Below are 14,051 nucleotides of genomic sequence, written 5' to 3' on the forward strand. Positions count from 1 at the left end.
AGGGTCGAAGTGTCGCGCGGGTACAGCGCATGTTGGATGCCTGCGCCGAACTCGTCGACGAGGTGGGGTACGAGGGGCTGACCACGACCCTGCTCGCCGAACGGGCCGAAGTGGCGATCGGGTCGGTCTACCAGTTCTTCCCGGACAAACGGGCGATCGTGCAGGCGTTGACCCTGCGAACGATGGAGTCCTACCTCCAGCGCCTCGACGAGCGGTTCGCCTCCGACGAGATGACCCACTGGTGGGACGGCGTCGACGCGGGGATCGACGAGTACATCACGATGCACCGCACCGTCCCGGGCTTCCGTACCCTGCACTTCGGCGACGTGGTCGACCTGCACCTGCTCGACGAGCAGCGGGACAACAACGGCGTGATCGCCGACCAGTTGGCCCGGGTGCTCACCGAGCGTTTCGGGCTCACCGACGTACCGAAGCTGCGCTTCGTCCTGGAGATCGCGGTCGAGGCGGCGGACGCGCTGATCAAGCTCGCGTTCCGGCGCAGGTCCGACGGCGACGAGCGGGTGCTGCTGGAGGCGAAGGCGCTGATCCGGGAGTACCTGCATCGCCAGGTCGACGGCCCGGACAGCGGTCGGGCCATCGCCGAGCAACCGACCGAGGCGGCCCAGCCCGCCTGAGCCCTGCTCGCGGGCCCGGGGTGGGCGGGTCAGAGGAACGCCTGCCCCTCGCCCCGGTAGGTCGGGACGGTCGCCACCACCGCGTCCCCCTCGACCAGGTGCAGCTCGTTGACCCGTTCACACAGCTCACCAGCCTTGGCGTGCCGGAACCACACCCGGTCGCCGACCTGGAGGGTGGCCGCGGCCGCACCGGACAACGGGGTCTGCACCTCGCCGGCGCCCTCGCTGCCGACCAGTTTGAGCCCGGCCGGCAGCCACGGTCGGGGCAACCGGCTGTCGGCGGCCGGGCCGGAGGCGATCCAGCCGCCACCGAGCACCGTCGCCAACTCCGGCGTCGGCCGGCGGACCACCGCACAGGCGAAGAACGCCGCCGGGGTGGGCCGCCAGGCGCGGTACGCGTCGAACAGCGTCGGCCCGTACAGGCCCGATCCCGCGGTGACCTCGGTGACCGCGGGATCGGCGCTGGTCGCCGCCACGCTGCCGGTGCCGCCGCCGTTGACGAACTCCAGGTCGGCGTGCTCGCGTACCGCGGCCACCGCCGCACCCCGGCGGGCCAGCAACTCGCGGTACGACCCGCGCTGGGCCAGCCTGATCGCGCCCGCCAGCAGCGTCCGCCCCGGCGGCGCGTCGCCCAGGCCGGCGATCTGCGCCTCGTACGACATGAGCCCGGCCAGCCGGAAGCCCGGCCGCCCGGCGATGGTGGCGGCGAGCGCGCCGGCGGCCCGTGCGCTGTGCACCGGTGAGCGGCGGACGCCGACGTGCACCCGCCCGCGCATCGGCCGCCAGGAGGCGTCCAGATCCAGGCAGAGCCGCAGCTCGGCGCGCTGCCCGGGGGCGCGGACGTCGTCGATCAGGTCGAGCTGCCCGGTGCCGTCGATCATCAGGGTGATCGCGGCGGCCAGCGCCGGGTCGGCGGACAGCTCGGCGAGTGCCGCCCGGTCCACGCTCGGGTACGCGACCAGCACGTCGTCGCTGACACCGGCGCGGACCAGCCAGATCGCCTCGGGGAGGGTGAACGCCATCACTCCCCGCCAGCCGGGTCGGGCGAGCGCTCTGTCGATCAACTCCCGGGAGCGGACCGACTTGCTGGCCAGCCGGAGCGGTTTGCCGGCGGCGCGGTCGGCCAGGGCGGCCGAGTTGGCGTCGAAGGCGGTGAGGTCGACCACCGCGTACGGCGGGTCGAGGTGTGCGGTTGCCCGATCCAGGCGCTCGCGAAGTTTGTCGCTTTCGATGGCCACGTGTGCACGCTAACTGTCCGACGGAGAATGCGAAATACCCTCGCGTACGTCCGGGCTGCGGCCGGTAGCTCCGGCGGCCTAGGCTCAGCGAGCAGGAGAATGTCGCCCGTGGGGTGGCCCCCCACCGGGTCTAGAGTGTTCCACCGGAGGTGCCCAGCGATGGGCCGGCACGTGGAGGTACGGCCATCGAAAGCCAGAACAGCGGCGAGTCGCCCGGCGTGTCGCGCTCGGGCGACCAGTCGGGCAACGCCGCCAAGCAGCCCAACGGCGGTCAGGTTGATCCGTCCGGTTACGCCGCCATCCGCTCCGTGCTGCGCATCCGGCCGTTCCGCCGGCTCTGGATCGTGCTCGGCGCGGCCTCCTTCGGTGACTGGCTCGGCCTGCTGGCGACCTCGGTCTTCGCCGCGTCCCAGGTCCAGGGCAGCACCGCCAAGGGCGCTGCCTTCGGTGTCGTCATCGCGATCCGTCTGCTCCCCGCGCTGGTGCTCGGGCCGATCGCCGGCGTGCTCGCCGACCGGTTCGACAGACGCTGGACGATGGTCATCTGCGACCTGCTCCGCTTCGTGCTCTTCGCCTCGATCCCGATCGTGGCGCTGGCCGGCGCCAATGGCGGACTGGTGGTCCTCTGGGCGACCGTCGCCACCTTCCTGATCGAGTCGATCACCCTGATCTGGATCCCGGCCAAGGAGGCCGCGGTTCCCAACCTGATCCCGCGCGCCCGGCTGGAGGCGGCCAACCAGCTCACGCTGATCACCACGTACGGCCTCACCCCGATCCTCGCGGCGCTGGTGGCCGCGGCGCTCGACCGCAGCGTCCGGGCCCTCGTCCCCGGCGGTGACCTCGGCTGGGCGGAGCCCGCCCAACTCGCACTCTGGGTCAACTCCTTCTCCCGGCTGGCCACCGCCCTCGTGGTGGCGTTCGGGATCAAGGAGATCAGCGCGGCGCAACGCGGTGAGACCGAGCGTGCCGAAAAGAGCATGTTCCGGCAGTTCGCCGAGGGCTGGAAGTACATCGGCCAGACCCGGCTCGTCCGCGGCCTGGTGCTCGGCATCTTCGGCGCGTTCGCCGGCGGCGGCATCGTGATCGGCACTGCCAAGTTCTTCGCCGCCTCGCTCGGCGCCGGCGACGCCGCCTTCTTCCTGCTTTTCGGCGCCATCTTCATCGGCCTGGCGCTCGGCATCGGCCTCGGCCCGATGGTCGTCAAGGAGATGTCCCGGCGGCGGTGGTTCGGCATGAGCATCGTGCTGGCCAGCGCCGCCGTGATGACCCTCGCCTTCGCCATCCACCTGTCCATGGCGATCGTCGGCGCGGTACTTGTCGGTACCGGTGCCGGCATGGCCTTCCTGGCCGGCACCACCCTGCTCGGTGGCGAGATCAAGGACGAGGTGCGCGGCCGGGTCTTCGCCGTGGTGCAGATCGGCACCCGGCTGGTGCTGATCCTGGCCATCGGGCTGAGCAGCCTGCTGGTCGGTGTCGGCGGCTCTCGCAAGCTGACCATCGCCGACCTCGGCATCTCCGTGTCCTCCACCCGACTGCTGCTGCTCGCCGCCGGTGCCGCCGGCATCTTCGCCGGGATCAGCGCCTTCGGCCAGATGGACGACAAGAAGGGCGTGCCGGTCCTCGCCGACCTCTGGGGATCCATCCGGGGCCGTCCGCTGATGCCGGCCGAGCCGTTCGTCTCCGCCGGGCTCTTCGTGGTCTTCGAGGGTGGCGAGGGTGCGGGCAAGTCCACCCAGCTCACCGCGCTCGCCGAGCGGCTGCGCGGTCACGGACGCGAGGTCGTGGTCACCCGCGAGCCGGGGGCGACCGGCGTCGGTCGACGGATCCGGTCGCTCGTGCTGGACACCTCCGGCGACGACGCGCCGTCGCCGCGCGCCGAGGCGCTGCTCTACGCCGCCGACCGGGCACACCACGTGGCCACCGTCGTCCGGCCCGCGCTGGTCCGGGGCGGCGTGGTGATCAGCGACCGGTACGTCGACTCGTCCCTGGCATACCAGGGGGCCGGGCGGACACTCCCGGTCGACGAGGTTTCCTGGCTCTCCTCGTGGGCCACCGGTGGGCTCAAGCCCGACCTGGTGGTGCTGCTGGACGTCGAGCCGAAGACCGGCCTGTCCCGGGTGGCCTCGCGCAACACCGGCACGGACCGGCTGGAGGCCGAGTCGGTCGCCTTCCACGAGCGGGTCCGGTACGCGTTCCTGGACCTCGCCGCCGCCGACCCGAAGCGCTACCTGGTGCTCGACGCGTCCCGGTCGGTCGAGGAGATCAACCGGCAGGTGGTCCGCCGGGTCGAGGAGATGCTCGGCAAGCCGGGCGGCATCGTGCACCCCCGGCCGGCGCAGGGCCCGGACACGTCGGTGCAGCCTGAGTTATCCGACGCGGAGCTTGTGACGATGGAGCACAAGACTTGATGCCGGACGTCTTCGCCGACCTCGTTGGTCAGGACGAGGCGGTGACCGAGCTGCGCCGGGCCGCCGCCGCCGCGGCAGCCGTGCTGCGCGCCGGCGCCGCCGACCGGGCACCCGCGCTGGTCGCCGCCGGCCCGGCCGGCGCCGCCGAGCCCGCGAGCGCGCCCGACGGGGTGGACCCGTCCGCCGGGATGACGCACGCCTGGATCTTCACCGGGCCGCCCGGCTCCGGTCGCTCGGTCGCCGCCCGGGCCTTCGCCGCCGCACTCCAGTGCGTGCACGGCACCGGCTGCGGCGAGTGCCCCGGCTGCCGCACCACCACGGGTGGCACCCACGCCGACGTCCGACTGGTGGTGCCGGAAGGGCTCTCCATCGGCGTCAACGAGATGCGCGCGCTGGTGCTCCGCGCGGCCAGCACCCCGTCCGGCGGGCGCTGGCAGGTGGTCGTCATCGAGGACGCCGACCGGCTCACCGAGGCTGCCGGCAACGCGCTGCTCAAGGCGATCGAGGAGCCTCCCCCGCGTACGGTCTTCCTGCTCTGCGCCCCGTCCACCCACCCGGACGACATCTCGGTGACCATCCGGTCGCGCTGTCGGGTCGTACCCCTGCGGCAGCCCCCGGCCACCGCGGTGGCCGAGGTGCTGGTCCGTCGGGACGGCATCGCGCCCGACGTGGCGCAGTGGGCGGCGGCGGCCGCGCAGGGGCACGTGGGTCGGGCCCGCCGCCTGGCCCGCGACCCGGAGGCCCGCAAACGGCGCGAGGCGGTGCTCGCGGTGCCGCGCCGGCTGACCGGTGTCGGCGCGGCGTTCGACGCGGCGTCCGCGCTGATCGAGGCGGCCGAGGCGGAGGCCGAGGCGTCGGTCACCGAATCCGACACGACCGAGCGGGCGGCACTGGAGACCGCGCTCGGCGCGGGCGGCACCGGGCGGGGCGCGTCCGGTGCGATCCGGGGTGCCGCCGGCCAGCTCAAGGAGCTGGAGAAGCGGCAGAAGTCCCGGGCCACCCGGGCCCAGCGGGACGCGCTCGACCGGGCGCTGGTCGACCTGGCGGGCTTCTACCGGGACGCGCTCACCATGGCGCTGCGCGCGCCCGTCGCCCCGGTGCACACCGACACCGCCGCACTGGCCGGCGCCGGCGCGCAGAAGTGGGACGCCGAGGGGTCGCTGCGGCGGTTGGAGGCCGTGCTCGCCTGCCGGGCGGCGATCGAGGCGAACGTCAAACCGCGGATCGCGGTCGAGGCGATGATGCTCGCCCTCTGGAAGGGCTGACCCGCACCTTCGGGGGCCGTGGTCCCGCTCGCCGGACTGGTCATCCACAGGCATCGACACGCGCAATTGCTGTGCGGTACGGTCCGGTGTGCCGTGGTGACGGTGGCGGCACGCTGAGTGAGGGGTCACCCGGGGGGAGGAGTCGGCCGATGCCGCGGGGGGAGATCGACGAAGCCTGGATCGAGGAGGCGGTGCGGCGCTATCGCCGGATCGAGTCGCTCCAGGCCGAGTTCGACCAGGCGGTGTCCACCGTCGAGGTGACCGTCCGGTCGCCGGACGGCCTGGTCGAGGTGGTGGTCACCGCTGGTGGGCGCATCACCGACGTCCGCTTCCTCGGGCCGCTGCACACCCGCAGCCCCCGGGATGTGGCCGGCTCCGTGCAGGCCGCGGTCACCGCGGCGGCCGACGCCGCCGAGTGGGCCCGGGAAAAGCTGCACAACGAGACGTTCGCCGCCTACCGACCGCTCGCGGGAGCCTGAGATGGACACACTGCGCGCGCTCTCCGCCCGGCTGGACGAGGCGAGCGCGACGCTCACCGCCGTCTCGCGCACCGTCACCGCCACCGACCCGGCCCAGGCCGCGTTCGGCGCCGACGCCCCGGGTCGCCCCGGCGAGATCGGCCGCGCGCTGCACCGGCAGTGGACCACCGCCACCGACGACCGGGCGCGCGAGGCCCGCGCCGCCGCCGGTCGACTGGCCACCGCCGCCGCGGCGGTGCGGGAGGCCGCCGACCGCTATGCCGAGGTCGACCGGGCGGCGCGTCGCCGGCTCGCCGGGGAGCCCTGATGGACGCGCTGGACCGGCTTGCCGAGCCCGGCCTCGACCTGCTGCGCCGGGTGGACGCGCTGATCGCCGCGGGTGTCCCCGAGGGGCACCGGGTCTGGCCACTGCTGCGCCGGATGCAGGTGCTGCCGGGCGACGCCGTCCGTGGCTTCCTCGATCTCCACCCCGCGCCGCTCGCCGGTGCCGGGCACGCGGTGCGCCGGCTCGTCCGAGGGTACGACGACGTCTCCGCCGCGCTCACCGACGCGGTGCTCTGGTCCGGCCCGGCCGCCACGGCGTACGGGCAGCAGCGGGCGGCACTGCTGCGCCACCTCGACGAGGGGCCGGACAGCCTGGTCGGGCGACTCGAATCCACGGCCGGGTACGCCGACGCGCTCGCCGACTGGGTGGAGGGCAGCCGTCTCGCCCTGGCCCGGACGCTGGCCGACGTGCTCCGCTCGGCCGAGGCGGTCGCCGTGGTCGCCGCCACCGCCGCCGGTGTGTCGACACGCCCCGGGCCGATCGGGCCCGGTGTGGCCGACGCCGCCGAGATCGCCGCGCGGGTGCTGGCGGTGCTGTGCGTCGCGTACGACGGCGCGGAGACGCTGCTGCGTCAGTGGGCGCCGAGCCTCGCCGAGGCGGCGTGGCGGCCACCGACGGACGGGCGGCCCCACTACGACCAGCCCACCCGGGTCGGCTGGTAGCCAGATCCTCCGGCCGGGGCCACCAGGTCCCGGACAGGCCACGGCGTCGCTCGCGGGCGCCTGACCTGAGCCGGCCCCACGGCGACGCCGTGGTCTTCCCCCTGCACCCCCCGCAGGTATGCCTCCACTCAACGCCTCAAGGCGCGTCTTGTCTCCTGCCCAGGCCCGGAATCAACCGTCCGGGCGAGGAGCAACGGCACGTCGGGCCGCCCGGCAATAGGTCAAGTCGACGGTCATGAATGGCAGCGGGGCGTAGTCGTCTGGCGACGGCCGACGTGCCCCTCGGCCCGGGACCGTCGTAGGGTGGGGGGATGGGCATGCTCTGCGCGGTCAGCTTCAACCGGTACGGGCGCCTCTACTACCTCGACCCCGGCGAGTTGCGCCCGCAGGTGGGCGACAAGGTGCTGGTGCCCACCGACGACGGGCCCGAGGTGGCGGAGTGCGTGTGGGCCGCCCAGTGGGTGACCGAGGAAACCGACGGCTTTCCCCGCCTGGTGGGGCTGGCCGTCGACGACGACCTCCGCCGGGACGAGGCGCTGCGTCGCCGCAAGGCCGAGGCCAAGGTGGCCGCCAAGCGGCTGATCCGCTCGCACGGCCTGCCGATGAAGGTGGTGGCCGTCGACCACGTGCTCGGCTCCGCCGAGGGCGGCGGCGAGCGCAGCACGGTCTACTTCACCGCACCGCACCGGGTGGACTTCCGTTCCCTGGTCCGCGACCTGGGCGCCACCCTGCACTGCCGGGTCGAGCTGCGTCAGCTCTCCGCGCGTGACTCGGCGCGGGTGCAGGGCGGCATCGGCTCCTGCGGTCGGGACCTGTGCTGCGCGACGTTCCTCACCGACTTCGAGCCGGTGACCATCCGGATGGCGAAGGACCAGGACCTGCCGCTGAACCCGCTGCGCATCTCCGGCGCGTGCGGCCGGTTGATGTGCTGCCTGAAGTACGAACATCCCCTGTACCAGCGCTTCCAGGAGACCGCCCCGGCAGTTGGCAGCCGGGTCTCCACACCCGAGGGCGAGGGCCGGGTGGTCGGTCACAGCGTCCCGCGCGACGCGGTGACGGTCCGGCTCGACGCCGACGGCTCCCGCTGCTCCTGTTCCCGCGCCTCCGTCTGCGCCCCGCGCCAAGCCCACGACCAGCACTACACCCCCTGACCCGGCCCCCGCCATCCCCGTTGATCATGAAGTTATTGCCAGCCAGATCGGCGTGTCGGGGCAATAACTTCATGATCAACGGGCGGCTCTGGGTGGGGGTGGGTTAGCGCAGGACTGTGGGGGGTTCGGGTAGGCGGGGGGTCAGGCGGGTTTTCGGGGTCAGCCAGCTCTGCGTGGGGGACTGGTCGGGGTTCACCTGCCAGTCGCGGGAAACCCGGTCCACCGCGATCGGGTAGATCGTCAGCGTGCCGTCCGGGTCGATGCGCAGCCGCAGGAACACCTTCGAGTCCTCGATGCCCTGCCCGGCGAAGAGTTCGTTGACGTTCACCCCGAACGAGCCCGCCACCAGCAGGTACGCCGCCACCAGCTGACTGGCCACCAGGCCGATCACCGGGCCGTAGAGCACTGCCGCGGCGACCGCCGGCAACGGCCACGGCCAGTCGTAGAACGGCAGCGCCAACCACGCCCAGGTGCCGGCCGCCGCCAGGGCCACGTGCGCCACGCCGTGGCTGACGCCGAGGATGCCGTGCCGTGCGTGGCGTTTGCCGCTCGCGCTGGGCGGCTTGGCGAAGAGGATCGCCGCGAGCACCGTCACGAGCACCATCAACACCAGGGGAACGCTGAACAGCCGCTGGTTGGTGCTGTCGGCCCAGTTCGCGGTGGCACCCGCCATGGCCAGCATCAGCAGGGTGTGCAGGGTGCCGAGCAGCGTCGTGAAGCCGGGATTGCGGAACGGCAGCCGGGGGAAGATGCCCCAGCCGTAGCGCCGGGAGCGGGCCGCGTCCGGGTAGCGGGCCACCAGGTCGTACGGCTGGGCCGAGCTGGCCCGGCGGGCCAGCGTGTCCCGCGGTGGCACCTCGATGCGCTCGGGCAGCTTGTGCGTGGGGTAGAGGTACGCCCCGCCGCCGCCGCAGGTGATCAGTTGCCGGTCCGGCCCGGAATAGCGCGCGTAGTGGTGCAGGTCGCCGGAGAGCAGCAGCCGCACCCGCGCCCCGGTCGGGTCGATGATCGTCCGGATGAAGTAGTCGATCGAGTCGTACGCCGTGGGGTTGTCGGCCGCCTTGACCCAGGTCGGCGCCGGCGCCGCGATGATCACCTTCGACTCCGGGCCGAGCTGCCGGGCAACCTCGTCGAAGTAGGCCAACTGCGGGTCGTCCAGGTACGAGCCGGACTGGTCGTCCACGCCGAGCAGCCACCAGCCGGCCGGCAGCTCCACCGCGAAGTACGACCGTGACTGCCCGGTGCCCCACCCGGCGAAGTTGCGGTCCCGGGAGCGGACGAACAGCCGCAGGAAAGCGGTCAGGCCGTCGTACCAGTCGTGGTTGCCCGGCACCGCGAAGAGCGTGGGCTTCTCGGGCGGCGCGACCGGCAGCGCGGCCTGGTAGGGGCCCTTGCACCGGTCCTCGTACGAGGCGTAGGCCGCCGACGGGTAGACCTGGTCGCCGCCCATCACCAGGGTCTGCGCCCGGGGCAGCCGATGCCCGTCCACCGTCAGCTCCGGCTGCGCCAGCAGGTACGCCACCGAGTAGGTGGCGTTGAAGCCGTCGCCCAGATCGGCCACGTAGTCCAGCCACAGCCCGCCGTCCGGCCCGACCTGGCGGAAGACGCCGTCGCCGAACGCGTTCTGCAACTCGCGTTTGTCCAGGTACGCCCCGAAGAGCACGGCCAGCAGCGTACGGATGCCCGTGCTGATCAGCAGGAACGGCGCCAGCCACGGCACCGGTTTGCGCGGCGTGAAGCCCAGCTCCAGCGGGTCGGTGCTGCGCGGACGGTGGGCGGCGCGTTCTCCGCCCGGCGGGTGGGCAGGACGCTCCTGGTGGGGGGAATCGTCGCGTTCGTCGCTCACCCGCCGCAGCGTAGTCCCGCACCCGATCATCCGCTGTCCGGTAAACGGCTAGATGGCGGCCGATGTCCGGTTGGCGACGGCGGGATCCGACAGGGGTATCCCGTTCGAGCGGTGGGCGGGTGGTGCCGTACACTTGCTGATCGTTGCCGCCTTAGCTCAGTCGGCTAGAGCGACGCACTCGTAATGCGTAGGTCGACGGTTCGATTCCGTCAGGCGGCTCGGCACGGAAGCCCAGGTCATCGACCTGGGCTTCGCCATTTCCAAGCTCAACCATGCCGCCGCCACGCCGAGGCGTGACCCGGCGTCCGTTGCACCGCCCCCGCCTCACCATGACAGCGCCGACGCGCCCGGCCCGACGAAGCGTCGAGCCGGGCGCGTCGGGTTGCTATGCCACGAAGCTGGAACGGCGTCGCCGTCCGATCAGGTAGCCCACGCCGCCGAGGAGCAGAAGCGCACCGCCAATGCCGGCCACGGTCGCGGTGTTGGCACCGGTCACGGGCAGACCACCGCCCTCACCACCTTCGCCACCGGGAGCGGCCAGGCTGGCGGAGGAGGTGGGGGTCGGCACAGCGGTCGTCGTCGCGCTGGGCGTGACACTGGGGGTGGCGCTCGGTGTCGGTGACGCGCAGTCGAGCGCACGTGCGGCGTAGAAGCCGTCGTTCAGGTAGGCCAGGTAAGCGTCGACGGCCGCCTCGTCGAGGACCTTCTGCGCGGCCGCCATCACGTTGGTGCCGGCGTCCGTCATCGTCCGGCCCACCGAGACCCGCAGATCCGTCAACCAGGCCTTCTGCACGTCCGTCTTGAGGTACGCGCGGAGATCGTCCGTGGTGCCCTCCAGCCGCTTCCGTAGGGCATCGGGCAGAACGGGGAACTCTTTGGCGTCTGCCTCGTTCAGGATCCGGTAGGCCAGCAGCCGCAGCTCCCCATCGTTGGCGGTGTCCAGGTCGAAGGTGACGAGCTTGCGGATGTCCAGGTACACCTTGCGCTCGTCCGTCTGGCAGGCTGCGCCCAGCCTGGGCGATTCGGTCTGAGCCACAGCCGGCGCGGCCGGAATCAGAAAGGCCAGCGCTATGAGGGCGCCAGCCAGGGTCTTCGATCGCATGTGGTCTTCCTCCCCGTGTCACGTCAAAACACGGGGATATTACCGTCAATGAACGGAAAGACAAGAAGTAATGGGCGGCCGTGAACTGAGCAATGAGCAAATCCCCTGGGCGACATCACTGCTCGAACCCCTCCACAAGGGATAAAAGACCCGCAGTAGAGATCATTTCGTGAGCGGAGTTGTGGACGAGCTTGCCGGCACTCGGGGCAGGTGGAGGCGGGTCGCCGAGTGTGATTACCACCCAAGCCCTCACCGTCAGCTCGATGCGTCTCGCGGTGAAGCTGGGGTTCTCGGAGGTGGAGCGGTTCGAGGCCTGAGACGCCGAGCAGCAGCTCGGCCTGCGGTCCCCGGTCACGCCGTCTGCGTGAGTTTCCTGGCGAGCGGCGTCATCGGGTAACAGTCGACAACGATGGGGCCTCCCGCCCTGCGCGGCCGATCAATCATATGTTCAGCGGACCACCGTTGCGTAGGGCGTCGTTCTTGATCGCGATGAGATTCGCTGAGACGTACGGGATGTTGTGCTTCTTGTGCCATTCACTCGGGAAGTACGTGACCAGGCGCGACGACTGGAATCGGCACTTTATTTCTGGTACGAACCGAGAATAGTTGGCGTCCGTGAAATACCAGAACGAGTTCTCGTTGTAGAACGCCACGTGCGTCGGATCCTGGTAGGCGCCCCGGCCGTCGGTGCTGGGTGTCAACGACAACAGCATCCCGTTCGGCGCGAGCAGTCGGTACAACTCGTTGAACAGTGCGATTTTGTCCGGGATGTGTTCCAGGAAATCGACGGCCCGAATGACCCCGACACTGTTGTCCGGAAGGTCGACTCCCTTCGTAACGTCGCAGACCATGTCGACGCTCGGCCCGTCGTGGTAGTCCAGGCCGAGATACCCTTCCGGTTTGTTGTGAGCGGCACCGAGGTCGAGCGCCAGAAGTCCCTGTCGTCGTGACCAGGTCAGCGCATTCTGCTGAATATTTCGGTCGTAGATCTCCACAGTGCGCTGCTGGATCCGGGCGTTGAGATCTGGAACGCGCTGCGTGTTCTTGGCATGCATTCGCTGTAGATAAAGGCACTTCTGAATGTGATGGAACTCGCTCACCTGGTAGATCCGAGCCATGAGATCGGCGTCGTCCGCGACGTCGAGTGACTCGTCGTAGCCGCCGACCTTCTCGTAGATGTCCCGCCGGAAGGCCCGCACATGGTTGGGGGCGTACCAGATGTAGCTCACATTGTGCGGCGTCGGCGGTAACGCCCGGCAGGCCAGCACGTCGCGGCCGTCCACCTTCTCGTCGTAGTGCTGCCAGCCGAATGAACTCGCGAAACGGTCTTCACAGCGACCGCCGTCCTCCTGGATCTGCGCGGTGTCGCTGTAGACGAACCCCGCCGCCGGGTGGGCGTCGAAGGCGTCAACGATGTGTTGCAGGCAGTCGCTGCTGAGCAGGTCGTCGTCGTCAAGCTCGACCAGGATCTCTCCGGCAGCCTGGGCGCAGGCGAACCCCTTCACTGCGCCAACGCCGTTCAGGTTGTCCTGGACAATGAGGCGAATTCGGTCGTCCTGCGTCTCGGGCCGCCATCGAGACCCCTGGTTGAGAATGACCACCCACTCCCAGTCGGTGAAGGTCTGCGCGAGCATCGACCGGAAGCATTCATCGATGAAACGGGTGCGATTGCTCCCCGTGAAGACCGTCACGCGCGGTGTACGCATTGGAGCGATCACCTACCCGCCGGTGTCGAGGACTTAGGGGTAGGGGTCGCGCGGTACTTCGCCGGAACGGCTGAGGTGAGCCCCTTGTCCAGCCGCATCGCCGCCTTGAAGGCGTCCCGCGCCGCTCCCTCGTCACCGGATTGGGACAGCAACATGCCGAGCCGGAGGTAGGCGGTTGACGACTTGTCATCGATCGACACCAGCTTGCGGTAGATGTCTACCGACGTCGTCGGAGCCTTGCTCTCCAAGACGATGGCCTTGTTGTAGAGAGCCGGCTTGTAGTTGGCGTCAGCTGCCAATGCCTTGTCGTAGTTGCCGATCGCCTCGTCAGGCTGGTTGCGCGACTGCGCGATGAAGCCCAGGTTGAACCAGGCGAACTTGTTGCCGGCCTCGGCGGCGACCACCTTCTCGAAGGTGGCCTTCGCCGCGTCGATGTTGCCGGCCTGGCCCTGTTCGACACCCAGCTTCAGCAGGTCCGCCGGCGTACCCCCGGTGTTGCTGCCGTCGTTCGCGCTGTCGCTGTTGCTGGTTTGCGGCTTGTCCGCAGGCTTCTCGCTGCATGCCGCGACCCCGCTCAGCAGAACCGCGCCGCAGGCGAGTGACCCGAATATTTGGCGCATGCTCATTTCTTCTCCTCGACGGTAACGGGGCGGTCCGACTTGCTGTTCCGACGGCTGCCCCACAGCTATTGGCCGTCCGCCCGGCCCGGCGTGTTGGCCGGAGCATTCAACGCCACTGGCACGCTGAGCGAGATGCAGGACAACCAAATGTCGGCACCTCCGCCGGTGAAGGTGAACTGGTAGCCGCTGGTCGACAGCGGCTGGATCAGCACCGGGTTGACGCCTGCACCCGACAGCTGATAGCCGGTTCCGACAGCAATGTCGCCGGGATCGCACCCGAAATTAACGGGGGTGTCCGCAATGACGGTCAGCGGGCCCTGAATGTAGGCGGCCTGGATTCCGTTGCCCGCCACTCCTTGCGGGCCCTGGGCACCCGTGGCGCCCTGCGGACCCGGTACGCCCTGCAAACCTGGGGCACCTTGAGCGCCCGCGTCGCCCTGGACGCCTTGGAAGCCTTGTGCGCCTTGTGCGCCTTGCGCGCCGGTGGCGCCTTGGGCCCCTTGGAAGCCTTGCGCACCTGCGTCGCCTTGAGCGCCCTGGAAACCTTGAGCGCCCTGAGCGCCGGTGTCGCCTTGGGCACCTTGCGCGCCAGCCTCGCCCTGGGCGCCTTGGAA

Annotated in this window: 12 protein-coding genes, 1 tRNA gene and 1 pseudogene; 8 read left to right on the plus strand and 6 right to left on the minus strand. The window is 70.8% G+C overall.

Annotated features, from left to right (window positions below; translation table 11 throughout):
* Positions 1 to 29: 29 nt before the first annotated feature.
* Positions 30 to 635 carry a TetR/AcrR family transcriptional regulator gene (locus LADH09A_RS30055; RefSeq protein WP_238649050.1) on the plus strand — a complete coding sequence of 202 codons (606 nt, stop codon included), beginning with the start codon at positions 30 to 32 and terminating at the stop codon, positions 633 to 635.
* Between the two features lie 29 nt (positions 636 to 664).
* Here LADH09A_RS30055 and LADH09A_RS30060 read toward each other — a convergent pair whose 3' ends face one another.
* On the minus strand, positions 665 to 1,873 hold the full coding sequence (locus LADH09A_RS30060; protein WP_238649036.1) for an amino acid deaminase/aldolase: 1,209 nt from the start codon (positions 1,871 to 1,873) through the stop codon (positions 665 to 667).
* 308 nt (positions 1,874 to 2,181) lie between these two features.
* Between LADH09A_RS30060 and tmk the strand changes: the two genes are divergently transcribed.
* The 6 genes from tmk (at position 2,182) to LADH09A_RS30090 (ending at position 8,163) form a co-directional block, all read left to right on the plus strand.
* Positions 2,182 to 4,281 carry a dTMP kinase gene (gene tmk / locus LADH09A_RS30065; RefSeq protein ID WP_308194716.1) on the plus strand — a complete coding sequence of 700 codons (2,100 nt, stop codon included), beginning with the start codon at positions 2,182 to 2,184 and terminating at the stop codon, positions 4,279 to 4,281.
* Positions 4,281 to 5,546 carry a DNA polymerase III subunit delta' gene (locus LADH09A_RS30070; RefSeq protein ID WP_238649037.1) on the plus strand — a complete coding sequence of 422 codons (1,266 nt, stop codon included), beginning with the start codon at positions 4,281 to 4,283 and terminating at the stop codon, positions 5,544 to 5,546. The genes tmk and LADH09A_RS30070 overlap by 1 nt, the downstream gene beginning before the upstream one ends.
* A gap of 149 nt (positions 5,547 to 5,695) precedes the next feature.
* Positions 5,696 to 6,025 carry a YbaB/EbfC family nucleoid-associated protein gene (locus tag LADH09A_RS30075; RefSeq protein ID WP_007454690.1) on the plus strand — a complete coding sequence of 110 codons (330 nt, stop codon included), beginning with the start codon at positions 5,696 to 5,698 and terminating at the stop codon, positions 6,023 to 6,025.
* Position 6,026: 1 nt separating this feature from the next.
* Positions 6,027 to 6,332 carry a hypothetical protein gene (locus tag LADH09A_RS30080; protein WP_238649038.1) on the plus strand — a complete coding sequence of 102 codons (306 nt, stop codon included), beginning with the start codon at positions 6,027 to 6,029 and terminating at the stop codon, positions 6,330 to 6,332.
* Positions 6,332 to 7,012 carry a hypothetical protein gene (locus LADH09A_RS30085; RefSeq protein WP_238649039.1) on the plus strand — a complete coding sequence of 227 codons (681 nt, stop codon included), beginning with the start codon at positions 6,332 to 6,334 and terminating at the stop codon, positions 7,010 to 7,012. The genes LADH09A_RS30080 and LADH09A_RS30085 overlap by 1 nt, the downstream gene beginning before the upstream one ends.
* Before the next feature lie 311 nt (positions 7,013 to 7,323).
* Positions 7,324 to 8,163 carry a PSP1 domain-containing protein gene (locus LADH09A_RS30090; protein WP_238649040.1) on the plus strand — a complete coding sequence of 280 codons (840 nt, stop codon included), beginning with the start codon at positions 7,324 to 7,326 and terminating at the stop codon, positions 8,161 to 8,163.
* Between the two features lie 103 nt (positions 8,164 to 8,266).
* Here LADH09A_RS30090 and LADH09A_RS30095 read toward each other — a convergent pair whose 3' ends face one another.
* Entirely contained in the window at positions 8,267 to 10,009 is a 1,743-nt protein-coding gene (locus tag LADH09A_RS30095) for a metallophosphoesterase family protein (protein WP_238649041.1), read from the minus strand.
* A gap of 145 nt (positions 10,010 to 10,154) precedes the next feature.
* Between LADH09A_RS30095 and LADH09A_RS30100 the strand changes: the two genes are divergently transcribed.
* Positions 10,155 to 10,228, plus strand: a tRNA-Thr gene (locus LADH09A_RS30100).
* 166 nt (positions 10,229 to 10,394) lie between these two features.
* Here LADH09A_RS30100 and LADH09A_RS30105 read toward each other — a convergent pair.
* From LADH09A_RS30105 to LADH09A_RS30120, 4 genes and pseudogenes are all read right to left on the minus strand, one after another.
* Entirely contained in the window at positions 10,395 to 11,111 is a 717-nt protein-coding gene (locus tag LADH09A_RS30105; RefSeq protein WP_238649043.1) for an LPXTG cell wall anchor domain-containing protein, read from the minus strand.
* Between the two features lie 440 nt (positions 11,112 to 11,551).
* Positions 11,552 to 12,802, minus strand: coding sequence for a glycosyltransferase (locus tag LADH09A_RS30110; RefSeq protein WP_238649044.1), 1,251 nt, complete (start codon positions 12,800 to 12,802; stop codon positions 11,552 to 11,554).
* Positions 12,803 to 12,825: 23 nt separating this feature from the next.
* On the minus strand, positions 12,826 to 13,443 hold the full coding sequence (locus LADH09A_RS30115; RefSeq protein WP_238649045.1) for a tetratricopeptide repeat protein: 618 nt from the start codon (positions 13,441 to 13,443) through the stop codon (positions 12,826 to 12,828).
* A gap of 59 nt (positions 13,444 to 13,502) precedes the next feature.
* Positions 13,503 to 14,051: pseudogene (locus LADH09A_RS30120) on the minus strand (hypothetical protein); the annotation flags it as partial.

It is taken from the genome of Micromonospora cabrerizensis (assembly GCF_022230955.1).
GTDB classification, from domain to species: Bacteria; Actinomycetota; Actinomycetes; order Mycobacteriales; family Micromonosporaceae; genus Micromonospora; species Micromonospora cabrerizensis.